Origin of the sequence: Candidatus Pristimantibacillus lignocellulolyticus, assembly GCA_023639215.1 — a bacterium.
GTDB lineage: Bacteria > Bacillota > Bacilli > Paenibacillales > Paenibacillaceae > Pristimantibacillus > Pristimantibacillus lignocellulolyticus.
Genome location: CP097899.1, coordinates 4,868,797 through 4,893,672 on the forward strand (window position 1 = coordinate 4,868,797; position 24,876 = coordinate 4,893,672).

A 24,876-nucleotide genomic window follows, 5' to 3' on the forward strand; every position below is an offset into this window, starting at 1 on the left:
TTGCTTACTATATAACTTCCTTTACAACAAAAAGTTACTTCGAAAGCATATGCCAAACTTATTGTTACGCCCACACTAATTTAGAAAGATCGGCAATTTGATGGATGTCATCAGCAATTAAAGCTAAAGTTGCTAAACGATTGCGTTTCACAGCTTCATCTTCGGCCATAACCATTACAGAATCGAAATAAGCAACGATAGCTTCACGTAGCGACGCAAGTAGATCATATGCTGCTTCTACATTACGTGTAGATATGGATGCAACAAATTGCGGATGTACATTATTCCAAGTAGTATATAGTGCTTGTTCAGATGATTCTTGGAATAGTGACTCATCAACTTGTTTTGTTTCTGCTTTAGAAGCCAAATTGCATACACGGTTAAATGCTTCTACATTTGTTTTAAAGTTCGCTTTACTCGTATCTTCCAGTTGAGTCATTAATACTTTCGCACGTTCCTTAGTAAGAAGTAAATCACTGAAACCTGCAACCATAACAGCATCAATTACATCATACTTGGCACCTTGTTCAGATAACCAATTTTTTACACGCAATCCGAAGAAATCTTGCAAATCTTTAGAAATTTCTTCAATTGCACGTTTCATGCCACGCTTTTCATGAACAGATAGACTAAGCTCGAATAACTGTTTCAATGATAATTGAAGATCGTGTGCTAATAATATTTGTACAATACCGGTAGCTTGACGACGAAGTGCATATGGATCTTGAGAACCCGTAGGAACAATGCCAATTGAGAAACAGCCTACAATAGTATCAATTTTATCCGCAAGACTGACAATTGCTCCTACCATATGTGAAGGAACAGCATCACCAGAGAAGCGCGGTTGATAATGCTCATTAATAGCTTTTGCGACTTCAGTATCCTCACCAAGACGCGTTGCATAATCTTCACCCATAATACCTTGTAGTTCAGGGAATTCGTATACCATCTGAGAAACTAGATCGAATTTACAAATAGCAGCTGCGCGATCTACTTTTGTTTGCGTAGATTTTTCTACTTGTAATTGCTCTGCAATAAGATTGGCAGTAGTTACTGTGCGACGAACTTTATCACCAACTGAACCTAGCTCTTCATGATATACAATATTTTCAAGCTTCGATAACGCGGCTTCAATCGTTAATTTATGATCCTCTTCATAGAAGAATTTCGCATCTGATAGACGTGCGCGAAGTACTTTTTCATTACCTTTGGCAACAACATCAATCGAATGAGCGTCACCATTTCGAACGGTTACGAAGAACGGTAGCAACTTCCCAGCCTGATCCAACACCGGGAAGTAACGTTGATGTTCACGCATTGAAGTAATGAGTACCTCTTGCGGGATGTGTAGGAATGATTCTTCATATGTTCCAAACAATGTACTCGGATATTCAACAAGGAATAATACTTCTTCAAGAAGATCTTCCTTAATTGCAATTTTCCAATTTTTCTCTGAGGCAAGTGTATCAATCTGCTTAACGATTAATTGTTGACGCTCTTCTACATCAACAATAACGGATTGTTGACGAAGTTTAGCTACGTAATCACTAGCATTATCAATCGTAGTTTCTTCTCCTAAGAAGCGATGTCCACGAGAAATGCGTCCAGTAGCCACACCAGCAAGTTCAAAATTAACTACATCATTACCGAACAACGCTATCATCCAACGAATCGGACGCACGAAACGCATCTCATGACTGCCCCAACGCATATTTTTCGGGAAAGACATAGAAGTAATCACATCTACGAAACCTTGAGAAAGTAGACTGGATGTTTCCACACCAATGCTGCTTTTCTTCGCATACACATATTCCACACCAGCAAGTTCTTGGAAGTACAACGCTTCAGGTTCAACACCTTGACTACGTGCGAAACCAAGCGCTGCTTTGCTCCAATTTCCAGCTTCATCTTTAGCAATTTTACGAGCTGGACCTTTTGCTTCTTCTTCTATGTCGCTTTGCTTGTCCGCTACATCCGTAACAATTAGAGCTAGACGACGAGGTGTTGCATAACTATTAATAGCTGTAAAAGAAATGCGATGGTCATTTAACCATTTTTCGAATTTTTGTTGTAATTGCTCCATTGCGCCTCGTACAAAACGAGCAGGAACTTCTTCCAAACCAATTTCTAATAATAAGTCTTTAGCCATCTTACTTCTCTCCTTTCTTCAATAACGGGAATCCTAAACGTTCACGTTCCTCTAGGTATGTTGAAGCAATTGATCTAGCTAAATTACGAACACGACCAATGTATCCCGTTCTTTCGGTAACACTAATTGCACCTCGTGCATCTAACAAGTTAAATGTATGGGAACATTTCAATACATAATCGTAAGCAGGGAAGACAAGGCTCTGGTCCATTGTTTTTTTAGCTTCTTCTTCATACATATTAAATAGTGAGAATAACATCGCCGTATCTGATGTTTCAAATGTATATTTGGAATGTTCAAATTCAGGTTGGTGGAATACATCGCCATAAGTAACACCATCTACCCACTCAAGATCAAACACATTGTCTTTTTGTTGAATATACGAAGCTAGACGCTCCATACCATAAGTAATCTCAACTGCTATCGGGCTCATATCAATACCGCCAACTTGTTGGAAATAAGTAAATTGCGTAATTTCCATACCATCAAGCCATACTTCCCATCCAAGACCCCAAGCACCTAGTGTTGGAGATTCCCAGTTATCTTCTACGAAGCGGATATCATGCTCTCTTGCATCGATACCTAGACGTTTCAGACTTTCAAGATATAGCTCCTGAATATTATCTGGAGAAGGTTTTAAGATAACTTGGAATTGATGATGTTGATAAAGACGGTTAGGGTTTTCACCATAACGACCATCAGCAGGACGACGGGAAGGCTCAACATATGCTACATTCCATGGCTCAGGACCGATCGAACGTAGAAACGTCATTGGATTCATCGTTCCAGCACCTTTTTCAACGTCATACGGCTGTACTAGAATACAGTTTTGTTCTGCCCAAAATTGTTGCAGTGTTAAAATCATATTTTGAAAATTCATTCACGTTCAACCCCTTAATCTTTCATTTTCTTTGGTTCAGGACATCTTGGCAAACAAAAAAACTCCCGCCTCTACGCCTGTTCCCAGACATAGGGACGAGAGTTATATTCCCGCGGTTCCACCCTACTTGACTATTCTTCTGAATAATCCACTTTCATTCGAACGGCTCCAGAGCGCCACGTATTAAGTTCGATCTGTTAGGCTTTCACCACCCCTAACTCGCTATTTGAGCGAACACATCTATACGTTTCTCTTTCTCAGCCTCATATTGATATTCTCATATTCTATTCAACTATCGGGCAATTGTCAAACTAATTTGCCTAAGTTATCCAAGAACTGACGAGTTTTTAACTTCAAACCTAATTGAGCGTCAATTAATCCACGAATAAGTATCGTTAGTTCCTTTTTTGTTTCTGCTGAAACGGTAATATTTCCGATTCGACGCATATCCATTCCTTTGAAAAATCTAAGTAATTTCAAAGCGGAATCACTAATCAGTACTAGGGAAGCGTCATTAGAAGAGCATCTGGAGCACACAATCCCACCTGAATAAAATGACATTTTGAATGGGCCGACATGATTACCACAATGAATGCATTCTTCAACAACGGGACTGTAGCCCGTCATTTGCAATACTTTCAATTCATACAGTTGAGTAACTACCTCGAAGTCTTTACCGTCTGAGAGTGCAGCAAAACATGCTTTCAATTGTTCAAAATGTTGTACATTCACTTCATCTTCAAGAATACCTCGATCGGTTAATTCTGCAATGTAGGATGCATGGGCAGACAGATCAAGATCTGACCGCAGAGAATGATTTGAAGAAATGATTTCAGCAGTTTGCAACGTGCCTAATCCTGTATTTCGTACAAATGAGAACTCTCCATATGTAAAAGGTTGTGCAAGCGAGGCATGCTTGCTACGGACCTTTTTGGCACCGCGCACAAGCACGCCTACCTTACCGGAATTATTCGTTATGAGTGTAATTATTTTATGTGTCTCACCATAGTCCATCGTTCTTAATACGATACCTTCAACTCGATACAGCATTGTATTACTTCCCCCAACCACGGACGATTAGAAGTGAACATACTCGAAGATTACAGTTTCCCTTCTTCAAGAGGTATTTCTTCAAAATCATCCTGAATGCCAATTGCATCGGTATCGATCGAATCTTTTTGCTCCTCCATTGCTTTGAACAGCAAGTAAGACTCGACATCCCCGGTTAACGCAAAATATTTCCACGAAAATTCTCTCATTCGTATCCATCCTTTCCGCCTAGGAAATGCTACTCCAGATGGTATTAGGATGAACACATTATCGAAAACTATCCTTAGTAAATTACGTCATTTACTAATCATGCTTGAATCCAAGATCATTAAGCACCCTGTCTTGATTACGCCAATCTTTCTTAACTTTTACCCAAATTTCAAGGAAAACTTTTGAGCCAAGTAAATTTTCTATATCAATTCGCGCATTTTTGCCGACTTCTTTCAGCAGAGCTCCACGTTTACCAATGATGATTCCTTTTTGTGAATCACGCTCAACAAATACAACTGCCCCGATATAGACAACTCCGTTGTCTTGAACACGCATATCTTCTATATTTACAGCAATTGAATGCGGAATTTCATCACGAGTTAGATGTAAAATCTTCTCACGGATCATTTCTGCACAAACAAATTGTTCAGGATGATCCGTAACTTGGTCTGCTGGATAATACTGAGGGCCCTCAGGTAAATATCTACCTAATTGCTCCATTAACGTGTTAATATTATTACCATTCAATGCTGAGATCGGCACGATTTCTGCAAAGGAATACAAATCTTTATACTTCATAATTGTTTTCATTAAAGATTCTGGATCCACTTTGTCTAATTTATTGATAACTAAAAAGACAGGCGTTTTAACCTTTTGCAATTGTTCAATAATATAACGATCACCGCCGCCAATTGGTTCAGATGCATCAATAAGAAACATTACTGCTTCGACCTCACGCAGTGCGCTTTCTGCTGATTTCATCATGTAGTTTCCAAGTTTGGAGTTTGGTTTATGGATACCAGGTGTATCAAGGAATACGATTTGCATATCATCCTTCGTATATACACCATGAATTTTATTACGTGTTGTTTGTGGCTTGTCTGACATAATTGCAATTTTTTGACCGATAAGATTATTCATTAATGTAGATTTACCTACATTCGGTCTGCCGATAATAGCTACGAATCCTGAGCGAAATTTTCTCTTGCTGTTAGTTGTTTGTTGACTCATTAATTATTGCTCCTTCTAAAAACTATTTATTAATTAATCAATGGGGCATATTCGATGTCGAATATACGACGAATCTAATCATCGTTAGCAAAGTCCATTTTTTGAACTACCTCTTCCAATTACGGTTCAAAAAGTGGGCTTTCAGAATCGAGAAGATGAAGCGCTACTTGCGGAAGGAGGAAACGCAAATGTACGTTATTGGTACATGCGTACCGGACTTCCCAAGTTCGGTTCATATTCGATGTCGAATAATCGACGTTAGCAAATACAATGTTATCAAAGCCCACTGTTTGAACTACCTTAAAGTGAATGCTCCTGGAAGTAGTTCCCCCACCGTCATAACACTACTTTCCCCTGCTAAATTCCCCATAATGACTAAAGTATCTGGTTCACATAACTCTATCATTACTTGACGACAAACGCCACAGGGTGTAATAGGACCGATCGTATCTCCAACTACTGCAATCGCTGTAAATGTTTTGGGTGCAACCCCTGAAGCAATCGCACTAAACAAAGCAGTGCGTTCCGCACAATTCGTTGGTCCGTATGCAGCGTTCTCAATGTTACATCCAAGATGAATGCGTCCATCTTGATCTACTAGAGCTGCACCTACTCGAAACTGCGAGTAAGGTACATAAGCAAGTTTCATTGCTTCTTTCGCTTGCGATAGTAGTATCTGCTGTTCAGACAGTTCCATCATTATTCCCCCTGTTCTCGCTTATCAGCACGATGATTATGCTTCGTTGATTACTCGACTGCGAATATGTCATTCATCGTTTGCTCCGGTGCTCGCGTACCAATTACGTACGCTCTGCTCCTCGCTTCTCTAGCTTTATGCCATCTTCTTGGTGTTGACAAGCGAGCTCGCTTGTCAGCATGATGATTATGCTTTGTTGATTACTCGACGGCGACTATGTCATTCATCGTTTGCTCCAGTGCTCGCGTATCAATTACGTACGCTCTGCTCCTCGCTTCTCTAGCTTTATGCCATCTTCTTGGTGTTGACAAGCGAGCTCGCTTGTCAGCATGATGATTATGCTTTGTTGATTACTCGACGGCGACTATGTCATTCAATTAAAATAGCAACACCCAAAGCTTAGGCATGATAATAATACATCCGATGAATATAGAAGCAATAGCCATTATAAGTACTGCCCCTGCTGCTACATCTTTCGCTACTTTGGCCAAAGGGTGATAATGTGGGCTTTCCAAATCTACTAAAGCCTCAATAGCTGTGTTTACTAATTCTAAACTCATAACTGCTGCGATAACTAAAATAATAATACACCATTCTACCCATGTAATAGAAACAATGGCACCAAGTATGAGAACAATTGGTGCCACTGTCAAATGGATTTTCATATTACGTTGTGTAGAAATACCATACCAAATTCCTTCAAATGCGTATCCCATGCTACGTAAAACCTTAAACATTAGCGTGTCAAACCAACTTGTTGTAGAACAGCTTCTTGTTTTTGTGTCATTACTTCTTCCGCTTCATCATCTTGATGATCGTAGCCTAGTAAATGCAGAAAACCATGAACAAAAAGGAATCCGATTTCACGTTCAAGGGAATGCCCATATTCTATCCGTTGCTCTTCTGCACGTTCCACAGAAATAATAATATCTCCTAGCATACCTGATATTGGGTCAATCTCATCTTCACTTTCAACTTCAAAAATGATGTTCAATTCATCTACACCATCATCATTTAGTGCGAAAGATAATACATCAGTTGGACGATCAATATTACGATACTGCTTATTCAATTCATGAATTTCTTCGTTATTAGTAAATGTTAATGTAACTTCACCAGAAGTTAATCCTTCATTTTCAGCAGCTATTTGTAAGATTCGAGTTAATTTCTCAATCCATTCATCCGAAATTTCGAATTCACTTTGATTATTGTTCCAATCTAATACTATGCTCATTAGATCTGCTCCTTCTCGTTACCTTTTTGTTTGACATCCTCTGGATATTCAATTCGTGAATGGAATATGCCCATTAAGCTTTCTTTCAACGATTGTGCTATTTTATCTAGTTCTTTCATCGTCAGATCACATTCATTGTACTGATTATCATCGACTCTGTTTTTTATTATTTTGTGAATCATATCTTCAACCTGTGTAATCGTAGGATTACGCAAGCTTCGTACTGCTGCTTCTACACAATCTGCAATTCCAACAACAGCCGCTTCTTTGGACTGAGCTTTAGGACCAGGATAACGGAAATCTTCTTCTTTGAAATCAGGCTCAACACCTTGTCCCTCTGCTTCTTTCAATGCTTTGTAATAGAAGAATTTCAATGAAGTTGTACCATGATGCTGCTCAGCAATATCACGTAATTGTTTAGGAATATTGTATGCCTTCAACATTTCCGCACCATCTTTAGCATGTGCAACAATAATTGACTTACTCAACATTGGATCAATCGTATCATGTGGATTACTCATATTCGTCTGGTTTTCTATGAAATAGCTCGGACGTTTTGTCTTACCTAGATCATGATAGAAAGAACCTACTCTACATAACAATCCATTTGCCCCGATAGATTCTGCTGCAGCCTCAGCTAGATTACCTACCATTACACTATGATGATAAGTTCCTGGCGTCTCAGTGAGTAATTTCCGCAGTAAAGGATGATTCGGACTAGATAATTCTACAAGTTTCAATGCAGATAATATACCAAATGAAATTTCGAAAAATGGCATAAGACCAACAACAAGAATTGATGTGACTAATCCACTACCAAAAGCAAGTCCTAGTGAATATAGCATTGGCATCCGATCTAATTGCTCTGCCATTAATAGCATCGTTAATACGGAGAATGAACCGAATAAGCTTACCATTATTCCTGCTTTTAATATTGCCGATCTTTGACTTGCATGTTTTATGGAATAAATTGCTGCCAAAGATATAACTATAATATATACTCCAAACTTAAAATCAAGTAACAGTGACGTATTCGTGTTCAATATGACTGAACCAACAATACTGAAAATAAATGTACTAGCCATCGCAAGATGCTCGTCTATAAGTAATGTAATCAGCATTATACCTAGAGCTGCGGGCGCAAAATAACCTGCTACGTTTGCGGTTTCTGACTGAATTACTGAAGTTATTTGAATAACTCCAAAATTTATAAGGTAGATAAGTAACAGCATAAGTAGCTGTGTGTTGTTATAACTAGCACGCTTTAATCCTACACCTGACGATTGTGATAAATACACATAAAGAAATGCAAATAACATGAGAGACAATAACACAACACCAATTCGTGACCAATGATGATCAGTACCTTGAAGTACATTAGCTTCTGTTAACAGAGCAAAGAGGTCTGGTGTAATTTCTTGGTTTTTTTTCACAATTACTTCATTTTCTTTATAAACGATTGGCGTTGTATTGTTACGTGCTTCTTCTCTAGCCTCATCTGTCATCGTCTTATCAAAAAAACGATTTGGCATAATAGAGAAACGAGCAATTTCTTGAACAATTTCACGAGCCGTGCGGTTAGAAATTGTACTAGAATTCACCATTTCAGCTACTTGAGTACGAGCTGTTTCAGCATTACGAATTGGTTCGATCGTTAACTTTCTAACGATTTCTTTTGCCACCATTCTCATTTCAGTCAGTTGTTCTTGAGAAAGTTGTGGCAATTTGTAAAATGTTTCTTCTGGAATCGTATAACGCTGTTCCTTCGCTACATTGCTCATCTCTTCTAGCAACAATTCGTTATAAGTAGTGGTGGCATTGCTTGATTTTACAAATATTTGAATATGTTGGTCGTATCGGCTTGGAATCTCTGAGCGATATATATCTATTTTGTCTTCCTTACTTACTTGATCGTCAGCATTTAATTGTTCAATTCTTAGAAATATAGACTCCACTAACGAGTCATTTCGCGATGCAACAATAGAATAAGAATCTTCAATCGCATTAGCAGCCTTTTCTTCTGCTTCTCTCGTTGCTTTTTCATCTCTAATTTCTGTTGGTGCCTTTATATCTTTATCACTCACTGATCCCTCAGTAATATTGTATGTTTCAGGAATAATATGTGGTGCTAGATTGAGATAGAAAAGAATGACGAACAACGCCATCAACATCCATTTAACTAGATTACTTTGTCTCCAACCAGTGAAATTCAAGTGGTTTCCCTTAACATTTCGGCTATTTTTCTGTTGTGTCATTCACAATCATCCTTTCCTTTAAAATCTAGATTTATGTAGATTATGATTTGGACTCAGCGTCACGATCATATGCCATAATGATTTTTTGGACAAGAGTGTGACGAACAACATCTTGTTCTGTAAAGAGCATCATGCCTATCTCATCGATATTTGAAAGAATACGTTTCGCCTCGATTAATCCAGAGTTTTTACCTCGTGGTAAGTCGATTTGCGTAACGTCACCGTTAATAACCATTTTAGCACCAAAACCAAGACGAGTAAGGAACATTTTCATCTGTTCGGGCGTCGTGTTTTGTGCCTCATCTAAAATAATAAAAGCATCATCTAATGTTCTACCACGCATATAAGCAAGTGGTGCAATCTCAATCATACCACGCTCAATCGCTTTAACCGTTTGTTCTGCTCCTAGCACATCGTGCAGGGCATCATATAAGGGACGTAAGTATGGATCGACTTTTTCCTGCAAATCACCCGGTAAGAAGCCTAGATTCTCACCTGCTTCTACTGCTGGACGAGTTAATATAATGCGCTTTACTAAGTTTTCTTTCAAAGCGGCAACTGCTAGTACAACAGCTAAATAGGTTTTACCGGTTCCAGCTGGACCGATTCCAAAAACGATATCAAGCTTACGAATTAATTTCGCATAGTGACGTTGACCTATGGTTTTAACCATAATTTTTTTACCACGATATGTCGTAGCTAACGGTTTTTTGAATAAATCTAACAATTCTTCTGCTTGCATTTTCATGGCAAGATCAAGTGCGTACGTCATATCTCGTTCAGAAGGTGAATATCCTTCTCGAACCAATTGTAAAAGGACTTGATACAACTGTTCCAAAGAATCTACTTCATTACTTGGGCCACTAATCGTGATTTCTGCATCTCTTGAAGATATTTTAGCACTAACTCGTTGTTCAATTAGACGTAAATATTTATCTTGCGGACCAAAGATAGCTAAAGCCTCTTCCGCATTTTGGACTAGAATTTTGACTGTTTTCGCTTCATTTTGCAACTATACTCAATCTCCCTGCATTTGGACTATTGGTAATTCCTTCGTAATTGACTGATTCACTTCAAAAAGCACCTTCATTACAACTTTACCATTGTCCGACTCTTCATGCAAAACAATTTCACTAACAACACGAGCATCTTCACCAGCCATTGATTGAACATTGATTCTTGCTTGTTCTAGACTTATTAGCTTCGCTTCTTCAACTGATACTTCTTTTTGTTCAAACCGCGCTTCTTGTTCAACTTCTTTCATCGTACCAAACGGCAATTCAAAATTCCAAAGATGTAGTTGCTCTCTTGAAGTCAATATTTCCGATTTCTCATACGGAGTTTGACCATATCCTGATATCTGCATCGCACGATTACCTATAACAAAGTAGTTTCGTTCCTGCTTCTCTCCAGTATACGCTCTATATTTCTGTATTAACGGTGTAGACACATTATATTCATACCATACGATTCCTTTAACTTTTCCTTGAGCAACAACAACCTCAGAATGTGCATCTGTTCCAATAATACCTGAAATTAATGTTTGTCCCTTTTTCACACGCATGTTTTTACGAACAAGCGGTTTTCCTTCTTCTGCTATTATGTACGTTATTATTGCATCATTAGTTGCAACAAGATGGCGTGGGCTATACTTTTTCCGTTCTTCTGGAATTGTCATTTCTACAACTTGAATTTTAACTTTTGTTCCATTTTTCACTACACCTATCCAATTTGTACCAGGAATTGCATTTACTAATTTTTTTGAGATAATATCTGTGTCTTGTAGCCGGAACGACCATTGCAGAGGATAGAGTCCTTCTGCTTTCGCAGCTGCAATGATCTCCTCTTTTGGTATTCGCTCATTCCCTTCAACATCAACAGTCCATACTAAGGATGAAAGAAGAAAGATTATTGTAAAGAACAACGCTATTCCAACAGAAAACCAAATCCGTTTTTCCATACGACTTAATAAAAATGGAAGCCCTTCTTTGCGCACAATTCGCATCGTACTTCCAGCAGCTCGAATATATTTTTTGAGACCGAAGTATTGAGCCAAACTCACTTCAAACCTGACAATTTCTGAGCTTGTCCAACGAATATTAGCTAATGATAACTTCGCAGACAATACCTCGTTGAGGAAACGAGCAACGTCTCCTCCTTGTAACTCAACCTCTACCCGACCTTTCACCCACTCTACCAATGTTCCTTTCATTACAAACCCTCCTTCAACTTTCATTACTGTTTGATACAGCTTCTTTAAGTAAAATAATAATCTTCGTAATCTCGTTTACTCACGGAAGCAACTGAATTCCTTTAATAACACCTTCCACGAATACTTCATCCGTCCAAATCGTTCTAATGATTAACCCTTCTCCCGTAACTTCTAATTCGCCTTTACTAAGTGAAAGGCGTAATAAATCCTCACGGAAATGAATTACTCCTCTATGATTTTCAATATATAGCTGACGATCACCGATCAAGGTCATTCTAGGTAACTCAAATACAACGTCTTCTGGCATATCAAGCAAAGTCGCTGTTAGTCTATGTAGTTTCCTTTTAATTTGTCTCATTGATGAAGGTTCCCCTTTCTCAAACATCGATTTGTTACCTGCCAAGAGACACATCGGTACTATACCAAAATATGCAGCGATCAGTGTAAATATGAGAAAATGTAATAGTTTCAGCATCAACACAAAAAGGGCCTAGATAAGTTTCTTCATTTCGAAGAAAATATCTAGGCCCTTTATTGTGACTCTTACTAATTTCAAACATTTCCTAACGTCTAAATGGTCGTTTGGCTCTTGGAGAACTCAACACTTCTGACCACAGTACCGCTTTTCGTAATTCGTCAGCTGTTAATTCCGAGTGTTTACGTTTATCCTTATCCTCAGGTGCTGCAAAGGGGTCTACAGGCTGCTTAGCCTTTGATTCCCGCCCTAATTCATTCTGTGCGAAGTAATCAGTCGATAAATCATCCCGCCCTGTCTGAAGCGTTCTAGCGGCTTGTTGTAGTCGCTGTTGCTGCTCATAACGCATTTTTTGCTCTTCACGCAACTGATCGGCACGTTGCATTTGTCTTTCCCTATGCATTTCCTCTTCTTGTAGGCGTTGTAATTCCGCTCTACGTCTCTGCTCTAAACTATCGTCATATTCAGGCTGTTCGTAATCATCTTCATCATCACGCTCATCCTGATTACGATTAGTCTGATTCGTTCCCCCACCAAAAGTAGGCATCGAATTACCCTTTTCAGACTTCGATCCAGAGAACAGTTTATAGATGAAAAATAGAGCACCGATAACAAAAATAAAGTTATTTTGTATAAATTCAACAATATCCAAGGCTAACACCTCCTATCTGCCTCAAATGTGTTACACACTTTGTGTACGATTGAGATAAGAATTAGCCTTATTTATTTTTCGGGTCCGTAGAATCACCTAGTGATGAACGCATAGATGTATCAGCTTCAATGTTTTTCATGTTCAAATAATCCATAACACCTAGTTTCCCACTACGTAATGCTTCAGCCATAGCTAGAGGTACTTGAGATTCGGATTCTACTACGCGAGCTTCCATCTCAACAACTTTAGCTTTGTTTTCTTGTTCTTGCGCAACAGCCATTGCACGACGTTCTTCCGCTTTAGCTTGTGCAATTTTTTTATCAGCTTCCGCTTGTTCCGTTTGAAGATGTGCACCAATGTTTTTACCTACATCTACGTCTGCGATATCAATCGATAGAATTTCGAATGCAGTACCAGCATCAAGACCTTTTTCAAGAACGGTGCGTGAAATTTTATCAGGGTTTTCTAGAACGTCTTTATGCGAATTCGAACTACCTACTGTAGATACAATACCTTCACCGATACGTGCAATAATTGTATCTTCACCAGCACCACCGACTAGACGATCAATGTTTGCACGAACTGTAACTCGAGCTCTTACTTTAACTTCGATACCATCTTTCGCTACTGCTGAAACGATTGGAGTTTCAATAACTTTTGGATTAACGCTCATTTGTACTGCTTGTAGAACATCACGACCTGCCAGATCAATAGCTGCCGCACGTTCAAAAATCAATGGGATATTCGCACGTTGTGCTGCAATTAATGCATTAACTACTCGGTCAACATTACCACCTGCTAGAAAATGACTTTCTAACTGATTAATAGATAAACCAAGACCTGCTTTTGTTGCTTTGATCAACGGGTTCACGATACGACTAGGAACTACGCGACGTAATCTCATCGCAAACAGTGTAATAATCCCTACTCTTACGCCTGAAGCAAGTGCTGATATCCATAGCATAATTGGGAAAAAGCTTAATAATACGCTTAATACGATAACTGCCAATATTACAAAAATTACAACAACCAAACCTGGGTCTAAACCAAACATCCAATCATTCCTCTCAATTTGTAATCAAATTAATTTGCCTGTTCAAAAAGGTCGGCTTTCAGTGACGAGAAGATGGAATGATACTAGAAAACGAGGAGCACAGCGTACGGGTTATGTACGTGAGCACCGTAGATTTCGGTAGCAATCCATCTTAGATGTCGAGTATGCTACTACGCATAACTTCGCAATCAAAGTCGGGCTCTTTGAACATCCTTACACGTTTTCTTTCACTTCTCTAACGACTACCCATGTACCTTCAGCCTTAACAACCACGACAGGACGATTCACTTCTACGAATCCACCTTCAGTTACAACATCAACGCGAGCATTGCCGATTTGTGCTGCTCCTGCTGGTCGTAGCGGTGTTACCGTAACGCCATGTAAACCTAATAGCGAATCTTTCGAATCTGCAGATATAAATCCTTCTTCAGTCGTAAGTTTCTCACGTAGAACGAGTTTATTCCAAACAGCTCTACCTTTTTTCGTACGTGAAACGATGACAACTAAGATGATAGCAATCACTAATGCAATACCAATGGACGTAAGTCCGGTCTGCCAATCTGGTGAGGCAAGTAATATTCCAGCGATTATAGCTCCTCCTCCCAATAATCCCAGTATACCAAAAGCCGGAACTATTAATTCTAAAACAATTAAAATAAGTCCTACGATAAAGAGTACTACTGTTTCCATACCTGCAAGACCTGAAACGTATGAACCAAAGAAGAACAATCCCATACTAATCGCTCCTAGAATACCAGGTAATCCAAGGCCAGGTATAAACAGTTCAATCGCTAGGCCAGCAAAACCTAATATTAATAATATGGTGGATACAATTGGGTTAACAAGAAAACTTGCTACATTCTCAGCTGCACTAGGTGTAATCGTAATAATATCTCGACCACCAAGTTCATGAAAATTCAACACATCAGTAACCGTTTCAGCATTGAAATCAGAATAACCAATTCGTAATGCTTCACTTGCTGAAATTGCAATAACATCACCCACAGATTTAACTTTACCTATAGTATCTGTAAGATCAATTTCTACTCTAGGATCAACCATTGCTGCTGCCACATTCGTATCTCGTCCATGAAGTCTTGCTGCTTCTTGCATCTGATCTACCCAAAAACTAATCGTTTTCGGATTATCAATTAACGTTCCACTAGAATCTACAACTGCAGCGGAACCCATTGTACTTCCTGATTGCATCGCAATGTAATCAGCATTCAGAGCAATATAGGTGCCTGCCGACACAGCTTTACCTTCAATGAATACTGTAACAGGAATTTCTTGAGCACGTACTAACTCACCTATTGTATTAGCTGAATCTACACGTCCTCCATATGTATTGAGGACAATAACGATATGACTTGCGTGTGCCTCCTCAGCTTCACTGAAAGCTCTTTCAACAAAGGTAGCCATACTTTGATCAACTGTTCCTTTAAGAGGAATTTCATATACTGCTGGACCAGCTGATTTGGATTCTGCCTGAGCGAAAGTTGGAGCTATTAATCCATTAACAAGTAATATCGCAAATAAACTTATTACAAAAACAGTAAGCATTTCACGAAAACGATGAATCGAGAATTTGCTATACATGTTATCCCTCCTCTTTTGCAACTCCTCTATATACGTCTATCTTAGTGAAATGTTTCATCTATTATAACACAATGTTCACATGTTGTTTGTTAGTATCAACAAAAAAAACACCCCGTTAGGGGTGTTTTTGAGTCCGCACGTATTCTATTGCAGAAATTGTTGCACTGCATTATTTACTAGTCTACCGTCAGCGCGTCCTTTAGTTTTTGGCATAAGGGCGCCCATCACTTTCCCCATGTCGGCTTTCGAAGAAGCACCGAGTTCTTGGATGGTCTGCCTTACTATCTCTTGAATCTCTTCTTCAGTTAGCTGTTCGGGAAGGTATTTACTAATAATATCAATTTCTGTTGCAAGATTTACGACAAGGTCGTTACGACCAGCTTTCTCAAATTCTTGGAGGGAATCTTTACGTTGTTTGATTTCACGACTCAATATATCAAGCACTTCGCTATCGTCCAACGGACGTTTTAGATCAATTTCCAAGTTTTTAACAGATGCACGCATCATACGAATTGTACTAAGTCTAAACTTGTCCTGACTTTTCATTGCTTGTTTCATATCATCGGTCAATCTATCGCTCAGGTTCATTATGGAAGGATCCTCCTAAAACTTTCTCTTGCGCGCAGCCTCAGACTTCTTCTTACGCTTTACGCTTGGCTTTTCATAGTGCTTACGTTTCTTAACCTCTGCCAAGATACCATCTTTTGCAGTGGAACGCTTAAAGCGACGAAGCGCAGCATCAATAGTTTCGTTTTTACGAACTTTAATTTCAGACACCAGTTATCCCTCCCTCCGAAACAGACCGTCCAGAGTTTATTACACGGTTCATCAACCTTAATTATACGTTAAAAAATAAGTCTATGTCAACTTCTTAATAAGAACTTATTCTGCTAATAACGGTCCCATCAATTTTCCTGCTAACAGATGGAAATGTAAGTGATATATTACTTGCCCACCATCAGCATTAACATTGTTAATAAGACGATAGCCCGCTTCTGCATATCCTTCTTCTTTTGCAATGTGACGAGCAGCAGCAAAGATTTCGGCAACAACCAGATCATCCTCACGAGTTACATCATTCATCGTAGCTATATGCTTCTTAGGAATAATTAAAATATGAGTAGGCGCTGCTGGAGTAATGTCTCTGAATGCAAGTACATGTTCATTCTCGAATACTTTTGTCGAAGGAATCGTACCCTCAATTATTTTACAAAATAAGCAATCCATTATTATTTCCTCCTTATTGTCGGTTTACAGTATGTAACCTATACATCTCGTTTAATTGTAATTATTGTACAGCTTCAACATTTACATATTGCTCGATCGCTTGAACTTGTTCAATCCAGTCAAAACCGTTACCAAGTCTGATCATCGCATTTTTGTTACCTTCAACTTTAAAGTTAAAACTGTTGACAGTCTGCGCGAGGTATTCAGATCCTTCGATCATCGCATTTAGTTCATCGAGCTCAGCTTGAGTAAGTTGACCTTCTACGCTAGCAATCAATTGAAGTTGATCTTCAATCAACGTTAACCATTCAAGTTGCTCTGTATCCTCGGTAGAGAAGGTCGCTTGTTTAAACTCCGTAGCGATTACAATTAATTGTGACATTTCTTGTTTCAGTTCAACTACTAGAGGCACAGCATGAGCTGCCGTTAATCTTGCGAGCTTATGATCTTCTGGTGAAAGATCTACAATGTCGTAAACATACTGCATTAACAGTGTATTTTTCTCATTAAACGTAGTTAAATGTTGTACAATATGTTCCCCAATTTCAACTTTTTGATCTTGACCATAACTCATATTCTTTGTTGAAAATAACACATTGAGCATCAGACTAGCGACTAATAGAACGAGCGTAACTGCTAAAGTGATAGACCTTTTCCCTGTCGGTTCAACCTGCTTTTCTGCAACCTTTTGACTCACATTTTCCCCTCCGATTATTACGAATAATAATATTAGTATACTACCTCTACAACTGGATCGCTCGACCTCCGTCGAAGAAAAACACATAAATCTCATCTACTTTACGATGTAAAATCATCTCTAATCCTCTAGCATACATTTCTAATTGGAAACGATGTTCTTCAGCTTTCAAAGCCCAATTTCCATTCATTATTCGATCCGTTTTATAATCGACTAGGACGAGACCACGCTCATCTTCAAATATACAGTCAATAATACCTTGGATGAATACTTTTTCGCTACCTGTAATTTCATCAATATTACGATGAACTTCATGAGCAGGTAACATAAAGCTGAATGGAAGCTCGCGTTTTAGCCAAGTTGCATGTTGCATACGATAGCCTAGTTCAGATCGGAAAAGCTCTACAATCGCTTTTATGTTAATGACGCTCGCTTGTGCAAGCGTAATTATTTGCAGTTGCTTCATTCGCTCTATGCTTTGCTCAATCGTTTGTTCGTCAATATTTAACGTCAACGGAATATGCTGCATCATTAAATGATTAATTGAACCTTTCTCAGTAGCTGTTATCTTTTTCTCTTCCATGAAAGAAGGTCGTTCCAGATGTAATGTGTAATCTTTCGTTACAGCATTGTCCATTACATCGTTATCAGCCTTATCATTATTAGTTCCATCCGCATTATTATCTGTCTGATAGAATGTTTCTGTTTCCTCTTCAAATGCAGCTTGAATCCGTTTCATCTCCGTAATAGAAGCTTTTGAACCAATTGTTGTTGCCCCTATAAATGGGTAATTGCGTTCTAGATTAGTCCGCAATTGTTGATCCTCAGCGACATCATCTAATTGTGCTAATGCTTGCAGGGCAGTCATTCTTTCAGTTTTTACTAGTTCATCTTCCTCAGAATCCTCGACTTGAGTTTCGTTGATTGCTGCAAGTGACTCGGCAGCCACAACTGAGACCATCCAATCTTGCGGACTAACTACAAGTCCTTTCTCTGGCTCGTCCATAGACATTTGCAATTGCGTTGCAACAAGTGGTGCGATCCAATCTAAGTAACAAGATGCTGCTGCAATACTAGATTGCTGTAGTGTGCCATCGAGTGCTAGTGAGGAGTTCCACTTGGGTAGTTGTTTCGGTAATCTACCACTAGTTCCAAGCAAATATAATTTTTCTTTAGGTCTAGTTAATGCAACATATAGTATGCGCATCTCTTCCGCTAGTAGTTCCATTTTCATAGAACGACGAATCGCATAATAAGGCAATGATGGATAACTAATTCTCATCGCAGCATCCACATATTTCGGTCCAAATCCTAATTCCTTATGGTAGAGAAATGAAGCATTCAAATCTTGCTCATTGAATTTTTTACCTAACCCTGCAACGAATACGATTGGGAACTCTAGCCCTTTACTTGCATGTGTCGTCATGATCTTCACGACATCTTCTTGTTCTCCAATAGCTAGCGCGGTACCAAGATCATTACCACTGGCACGCATACGTTCAATAAATTTCAAAAAACGGAAAAGCCCTCTGAATGAAGTAGCTTCATATTGTCTTGCTCTATCATGTAACGCACGTAAATTGGCTTGACGTTGTACTCCAGCAGGAAGACCACCGACAAAATCATAATATCCAGTTTCTTCATAGATCAACCATAACAGATCCGATAAGGAACCTTCTCGAGCTAGATTACGCCATTGATCTAGTTTATGTAAGAAATATGACAATTTCTGACGACCATCTAGTTCATAATCTTCACTGCCAGCTGCATGAGTGATCGCATCATAGAAATTACTATCCATCGATAGAATACGAATGCCAGATAATTGCTCAGCAGTAAGACTGAATAACGGAGACCGCAACGTCGCTGCTAACGGTATATCTTGATACGGATTATCAATGACTTGTAAACAAGAAAGCATCGTCTGTACTTCAACTGCCTCGAAATAACCACTTCCAATACTTGAGTAAGCGGGTATACCTGCTAATTGAAGCTCTTCCAGAAAAATAGGAGCCCATGCTGAAGTAGCACGCAATAAAATGACTGTATCTCTCCACTTCATAGGACGATACGTAGCTAATTTACTATCGAAAATCATACTTTTCTCTTCAGACAACTTTAACAATTGCTGTGCGACATATCGAGCTTCTAGTTGTGCAACATTCAATTCTTCTAACTGATTATTTGCAGTTAGCTCCGTTTGCTCTTCTTGCTCACTCGATTGTTCCTCAGCAACACGCTCACCACGATCGATGATTGTTAACTGAACTTTACATTGATCCAATGAAATTGGTGCTTCATAATAAGTTGCACCATGAACTAGTTCTGCACGCTCGTCATATTCCATCTCAGCAACTTTTTCTTTCATTATCGCCCTGAAAACTTCGTTAACTGCATCTACTACTTGTGAGCGACTCCGGAAATTACGAGCAAGATCAATTCGTTTCCCACCTTCAATAGTGAAGGCTGATCCCGAACTATATTTCTTATATTTTTCTAGAAACAACTTCGGTTCTGCCAAGCGAAAACGATATATACTTTGCTTCACATCGCCAACCATAAATCGATTTCCGATGCTTTGATTTGCTATTAATCGTACAATCGTTTCCTGTACCATGTTCGTATCCTGATATTCATCTAACAATATCTCATCAAATTGCTGCTGGTAGTCCTTCGCAGCATCTGAAGGAATTAGTTGATCTGAAGTTGATTCTTTATCTAGTAAAATAGCTAGACTATAATGTTCCAAATCACCAAAATCAAGTAATCCTTTTGAGCGTTTCGTTGCATCAAATGCAGCACTAAAATCGTGAATTAGAGCTACCAATGCTTTCATTAGCGGGGCAAGTTCATTCAATTCTTCTAGAAATTGCTCTGCACTTCTTCCAAAGTAATCATTCGCAATCGATTGAATCGTATCTTTTCCTTGCTCACGATAATTTTTGGCACGATCTTGTATATCTTTATCATGATCTTTCCCACGTAAAGGTGCTAATTTATCAAATTGTACAGATGCAAAAATATCGGGCCACTCTCGCCAAGGCGATTGTTGTAATTGATGTTGCAACACTGTGACTACTGCAATATCAGCTTCAAAAGTTGATGCATACGCATACGGACCTGCAGGCAACTTAGTTAATAATAATGCTTGCTCAAAAGCACTTATCGCTCCTTCAAGTTTCAAATGCACATCATCAATAATTTGTTGTACCCAGCTACTACGTTCTAATTCGTCGATACTTGAAATGAGATACGGCTTCAATGTATCGTTAAGCCACTGTGCTGGCCAAGGATGAGATCGTGAGAAGAGATATAGCCGCTCAACGAGTTGAAATAGTGGATCATCACCTTTTTCTCCACCATAACTATTGACTAGCTTAAGAAAATCTCCGCCTCCCGCTCCATCCACACCACTATAACGTTGCTCAAATAGTTCATTCATTACATCAGCACGGATTAATTCTATCTCCGTCTCATTCGCTATACGAAAACCAGGATCAAGATCAATCAATGAATAATATTTGCGGATGACCTCCATACAGAAGGAATGCAACGTAGTGATCGATGATTTCCCCATTAACGCTAACTGCTTACGCAAATGATCTGAATCTGGCTCTTCTTCAAGTTTTTTCTCTAAAGCTATTTTCAGACGATCTTTCATCTCTGCTGCCGCCGCATGTGTGAACGTAGCTACGAGTAAGCGATCAACGTCAGTGTTAGAAGCGACTTTACGAATAATGCGTTCAACTAATACAGCTGTTTTTCCAGAACCAGCCGCCGCGGCTACTAATATATTCGATCCATCAGACACAATTGCTTCATATTGTTCATCTGTCCAGCGAGGTGCATTTGCTGATGATTGTCCACTCATTACCGTCACTCCCCTAACTCACGCCAAATCTCATCCTCGGAGGTTTTAGCTAATTTACGATATTGATTACCTTCAATTACTGGATCAAACTGACATACTGGTTTATAGTCGCAAAATTGACACGGTGTTCGGTCTGCTAACTGATATGGCTCTACAGATACAACACCTTCTTGAATTTCTTGACCTATGTTCTTTATTTTAGTTTTAACAAACCCACGTAACATATCCCACTGATCATGACTGACAACGGAAGCACTGCTATAGAAGCTATCATCTTTCTTCACTGCTACAGGCAGAATTTGCGAATATCCTGTTTCTAGCTCACTGTCCATCATACGAACAACAGTTGTATCAGCAGTCAATAAACCCTTCATCTTATAGCGTTTCAACATAAGATCATCTGCTTCTTCACTACTAATTCGATTTTTCACTTGCAATAGTGGGTTATGAACATGGAAATATAGCACTCCAGCAGGTGAAACTTTCTGTTTCAGCCAGCCTTCTCCATGAGTCATCAATACATCGAGATAGGTTAACATCTGAAGTGATAAACCATGTATAACTTCATCCAACTTCAAAGCCTTACTACTAGACTTATAATCTAACACACGAAGTAACAGGCCTTGATCACTCTCGGCAGCATCTATTCTGTCAATACGACCTACTATTTCTAACATATTGCCATTATCAAGTTGAACTTGCAGTGCAGGCATATTACCATTAGGACCAAAATCAACTTCTGTACCTACGGGGTTAAATTCAGCTCGTCCAGCGTGTTCCCCAAGCATAATTGCAGCTTGCATAACGATCTCTTTCAATTTGCGAGCAATGTAGCGGAATCGCTCACTACTTAGTAATATTTGCGATTGAAGTCTAGGTACAAGTTGATCAACGATAAGACTAACTTCTTGCTTCACCTTATCGTGAGACATTCTTCCCCAACTACTACCAAGTTGATTCGCTAATTTCCCGAGTGCTGCATGGAATAATTGTCCCATATCGGGTGCCTCTAGCCGATACTGCTTCCGTTCCTTCAGACGTAGTCCATAGATCGAGAAATGCTGGAATGGACACGATACGAATCGTTCGACACGTGATACACTCATCCGCATTTGCGAGCCATACAACCCTCTTGCTGTCTCTATTTGCAATGGCATTTCGATATTGTTAAATTGTAGTGAACGAAGCAACGCTGTTAATTTATGAGCATATTCAGGCCTGATAGCATACCAATTATATAGATCCCACCATAACGAAGGCAGTTTCTTTCCTTGTTTCCATTCACGAAGCATAACGATTAGATACGTCATCGCCGCATCTGGGTGAGCAAGAAAATTACGTTGCTCCTGTTCACTCATTCTCAAATGAGGTTCAATTGCAATATGTTGAACATTTATCATCGGAAATTGAGATCGTATTTGCCTGATAATCTCTGAGGGTAAAATACTTTTCCCCTCTTCGTCGGCTAACGGATAGCTTATCCATAACTTAGAAGAAGCTCTCGTTAATATTTGATAGATTAAAAAGCGCTCATCTAGTAATTTGCGGCGTGAACTAGGTGCCATCGCAAGACCATCTGTAACTAATTGTTCACGGTCTGCTTCGGACAATAATCCATCTTCTTGTAATCGCATCGGCAATACACCATCTGATGCTCCAATAATGTAGCAAGCCTTCACATTAGATAGACGAGTTCTTTCCATCGTTCCAATGACAACTTGATCCATTGATGGTGGAATGGATGCTAATTGCAAACTATCTAATCCAGCTTGAATCATTCCAGCAAATAATTCTGTTGAAACTTGCTCATCTCCAGCTAATTCGACGAGTTCATCTAATAGACCCATCACATTACCCCAGAGCTGTCGATGTGTACGAGCCATCATCAAGTTACCTCGCGCTTGCTCTTCATCACTCCAACGCTCTAATCGTTGTGCGACTTGTGCATCATCAAGTAGCTCATATAATGCTTGACACATCTGACGTACATTACTAGCTTTTGTTAACTTATCAGATAATTGCTCTAGTGGGGGCATAATACTCCCTCTAGCAGCCAAGGAAATGTCTAGTTCACGTTGTGCTTTATCCGAAATATGATAAGCAGTCTCTTCTTCTTCGTCGAGCGATATGGTAGCTAATGCTTTCCAGTAGTTGGTGTCGTTCCACTTCCAACCATTAATACCGGAAGCGAGCACATAGTTTTCTAGTATATCAAACCATTCCCTAGGTATGGTCTCATCTTGAGGGAATAGCATTTCCGTCTTAATGCAGCGGAACATCGCATCGTATTGCCATCCGTGAACGATACTTTCTAATGCAGAAGATATAAATTCTACAAAGGGATGATATAATGTTTTCTGCTTCTGATCCATAAAGAATGGAATTTGATATCGACGGAAAACAAGTTCAATATAGTCAGAATAACCATCTAAGTTACGAACTAAGACTGCCATATCGCGCCAACGATAACCATGTTCATGAACTTGAATTAACAATTGTCTTGCTATTTCTTCGATTTCAGCTCGCCGATTTGCCGAGGCTGCTAATTGAATAGCTGAATCCTGACTCCACTGCGTATTAGAAGGCTCATATACTTTGCGCTTACCATAATTTTTTTCCAAAAAAGCAAGTGCTTCTACATTTCCAAATCTAGAAACACCGGAAGATTGTAAAATGATCGACTCTTCAATTTCTATTCCATACTGCTCGGCTAATTGCGCAATCCTTTGATACGTCTCAGCTGTTTGATGGAATAAATTCAGTTCATCAATTGGTTCATCTATTCCAAATTCTCGATCAAGTGTTAATGCGATTGTCATATGTGCACTATTAGCCATAAGAGCACCTAACGCTTCATATTCAGTAGGTGTCAGACCATGAAAACCATCGACCCATACCCTACAACCCTTTAATGAACTTGCATGCGGGAGACCCTGTACCATGTAAGATAAGTAATCTTCCGAGTCAACATACTTGTGATGTAGTTCTTGCTCCATATATCGATAGAGCAATCCCATATCATGAAGTTTCTTCTGCAGTAGTTGCGAATATTCAGATTTATCCGTTTGAATTAATTGCTGTACTTGCTCCGCGGAAACACCATATCGTTTCCATTCCGTAATCATATTAACAAGTCTCTCGATAAAACCTGCTTGATCTTCACTATTTTTGAATAATTGAAGCTCCGAGGCATATCGATTAACTAATTTGTATAGAAGCATATGCTTCCCGGTCTCAGTAATGGGAACAAGCGCAGTACCACCTGTTTCTTGCATAACTCGAAATGCTAGTCGACGAAAACTAAGAGCCTGCGCTCGTAGCATCCCTTGCGGTTCACCCTGATCTATTAATTCATACTCCATTTGGAATGATGCTTGCTCTGGTGTCAGTAAAATGAGGGGAGAACCGAGTGGATCGCTCTTTAATTCATTTCTTATTTGTTCTAAGCAGTAATGTGTTTTACCGCTTCCTGCTCGACCGAGGATAAATCTAACAGACATTCTCTCTCCTCCTTCCTTTATAGGTAGTTCAAAAAACGGACTTTGATAACGATGATTGTTCTAACGTAGATTACTCGGCATCGCATCTGAAGCGAACTTGGAA

General features: G+C 39.2%; 21 protein-coding genes. All 21 read right to left on the reverse strand.

Translation table 11 applies throughout. The features are described from left to right. Positions 1-64: 64 nt before the first annotated feature. The 21 genes from glyS to addB all read right to left on the reverse strand — a co-directional run bounded on the left by glyS (position 65) and on the right by addB (position 24,773). Positions 65-2,149 (reverse strand): glycine--tRNA ligase subunit beta, encoded by a 2,085-nt coding sequence (gene glyS, locus NAG76_21220; GenBank protein URN94310.1) that lies wholly within the window; start codon positions 2,147-2,149, stop codon positions 65-67. A 1-nt stretch (position 2,150) separates the two neighbouring features. Further along, positions 2,151-3,029 carry a glycine--tRNA ligase subunit alpha gene (glyQ, locus tag NAG76_21225; protein ID URN94311.1) on the reverse strand — a complete coding sequence of 293 codons (879 nt, stop codon included), beginning with the start codon at positions 3,027-3,029 and terminating at the stop codon, positions 2,151-2,153. Positions 3,030-3,335: 306 nt separating this feature from the next. Further along, positions 3,336-4,079: a DNA repair protein RecO gene (recO, locus tag NAG76_21230; GenBank protein URN94312.1), complete on the reverse strand. Its 744-nt coding sequence runs from the start codon at positions 4,077-4,079 to the stop codon at positions 3,336-3,338. Positions 4,080-4,129: 50 nt separating this feature from the next. Next, positions 4,130-4,288: a YqzL family protein gene (locus tag NAG76_21235; protein URN94313.1), complete on the reverse strand. Its 159-nt coding sequence runs from the start codon at positions 4,286-4,288 to the stop codon at positions 4,130-4,132. Between the two features lie 94 nt (positions 4,289-4,382). Next, positions 4,383-5,300 (reverse strand): GTPase Era, encoded by a 918-nt coding sequence (gene era, locus NAG76_21240; protein URN94314.1) that lies wholly within the window; start codon positions 5,298-5,300, stop codon positions 4,383-4,385. Between the two features lie 295 nt (positions 5,301-5,595). Then, positions 5,596-5,997: a cytidine deaminase gene (locus NAG76_21245; GenBank protein URN94315.1), complete on the reverse strand. Its 402-nt coding sequence runs from the start codon at positions 5,995-5,997 to the stop codon at positions 5,596-5,598. Positions 5,998-6,374: 377 nt separating this feature from the next. Beyond that, the gene (locus NAG76_21250; protein ID URN94316.1) at positions 6,375-6,734 is read right to left on the reverse strand and encodes a diacylglycerol kinase family protein; all 360 of its coding nucleotides are present in this window, start codon (positions 6,732-6,734) and stop codon (positions 6,375-6,377) included. Next, complete coding sequence (gene ybeY / locus NAG76_21255; protein ID URN94317.1) at positions 6,734-7,231, reverse strand: rRNA maturation RNase YbeY; 498 nt, start codon at positions 7,229-7,231, stop codon at positions 6,734-6,736. The genes NAG76_21250 and ybeY overlap by 1 nt, the downstream gene beginning before the upstream one ends. Next, positions 7,231-9,486, reverse strand: coding sequence for an HDIG domain-containing protein (locus NAG76_21260; protein URN94318.1), 2,256 nt, complete (start codon positions 9,484-9,486; stop codon positions 7,231-7,233). Before NAG76_21260 ends, ybeY begins: the two co-directional genes overlap by 1 nt. Before the next feature lie 40 nt (positions 9,487-9,526). After that, on the reverse strand, positions 9,527-10,498 hold the full coding sequence (locus NAG76_21265; GenBank protein URN94319.1) for a PhoH family protein: 972 nt from the start codon (positions 10,496-10,498) through the stop codon (positions 9,527-9,529). A gap of 6 nt (positions 10,499-10,504) precedes the next feature. Continuing rightward, positions 10,505-11,698, reverse strand: coding sequence for a sporulation protein YqfD (gene yqfD / locus NAG76_21270; protein ID URN94320.1), 1,194 nt, complete (start codon positions 11,696-11,698; stop codon positions 10,505-10,507). Positions 11,699-11,777: 79 nt separating this feature from the next. After that, positions 11,778-12,056 carry a sporulation protein YqfC gene (gene yqfC, locus NAG76_21275; GenBank protein URN94321.1) on the reverse strand — a complete coding sequence of 93 codons (279 nt, stop codon included), beginning with the start codon at positions 12,054-12,056 and terminating at the stop codon, positions 11,778-11,780. 205 nt (positions 12,057-12,261) lie between these two features. Further along, the gene (locus NAG76_21280; GenBank protein URN94322.1) at positions 12,262-12,825 is read right to left on the reverse strand and encodes a hypothetical protein; all 564 of its coding nucleotides are present in this window, start codon (positions 12,823-12,825) and stop codon (positions 12,262-12,264) included. A 67-nt stretch (positions 12,826-12,892) separates the two neighbouring features. Beyond that, the gene (gene floA, locus NAG76_21285) at positions 12,893-13,879 is read right to left on the reverse strand and encodes a flotillin-like protein FloA (GenBank protein URN94323.1); all 987 of its coding nucleotides are present in this window, start codon (positions 13,877-13,879) and stop codon (positions 12,893-12,895) included. Between the two features lie 213 nt (positions 13,880-14,092). Continuing rightward, positions 14,093-15,478 (reverse strand): ATP-dependent Clp protease proteolytic subunit, encoded by a 1,386-nt coding sequence (locus tag NAG76_21290; protein URN94324.1) that lies wholly within the window; start codon positions 15,476-15,478, stop codon positions 14,093-14,095. 144 nt (positions 15,479-15,622) lie between these two features. Further along, entirely contained in the window at positions 15,623-16,066 is a 444-nt protein-coding gene (locus NAG76_21295; protein URN94325.1) for a GatB/YqeY domain-containing protein, read from the reverse strand. Positions 16,067-16,081: 15 nt separating this feature from the next. Then, positions 16,082-16,255, reverse strand: coding sequence for a 30S ribosomal protein S21 (rpsU, locus tag NAG76_21300; GenBank protein URN94326.1), 174 nt, complete (start codon positions 16,253-16,255; stop codon positions 16,082-16,084). A gap of 105 nt (positions 16,256-16,360) precedes the next feature. Continuing rightward, positions 16,361-16,705 (reverse strand): histidine triad nucleotide-binding protein, encoded by a 345-nt coding sequence (locus NAG76_21305; GenBank protein ID URN94327.1) that lies wholly within the window; start codon positions 16,703-16,705, stop codon positions 16,361-16,363. A gap of 61 nt (positions 16,706-16,766) precedes the next feature. After that, positions 16,767-17,402: a hypothetical protein gene (locus tag NAG76_21310; protein ID URN94328.1), complete on the reverse strand. Its 636-nt coding sequence runs from the start codon at positions 17,400-17,402 to the stop codon at positions 16,767-16,769. Positions 17,403-17,448: 46 nt separating this feature from the next. Then, positions 17,449-21,273, reverse strand: coding sequence for a helicase-exonuclease AddAB subunit AddA (addA, locus tag NAG76_21315; protein URN94329.1), 3,825 nt, complete (start codon positions 21,271-21,273; stop codon positions 17,449-17,451). 5 nt (positions 21,274-21,278) lie between these two features. After that, positions 21,279-24,773 (reverse strand): helicase-exonuclease AddAB subunit AddB, encoded by a 3,495-nt coding sequence (gene addB, locus NAG76_21320; GenBank protein ID URN94330.1) that lies wholly within the window; start codon positions 24,771-24,773, stop codon positions 21,279-21,281. Between the last annotated feature and the right edge of the window lie 103 nt (positions 24,774-24,876).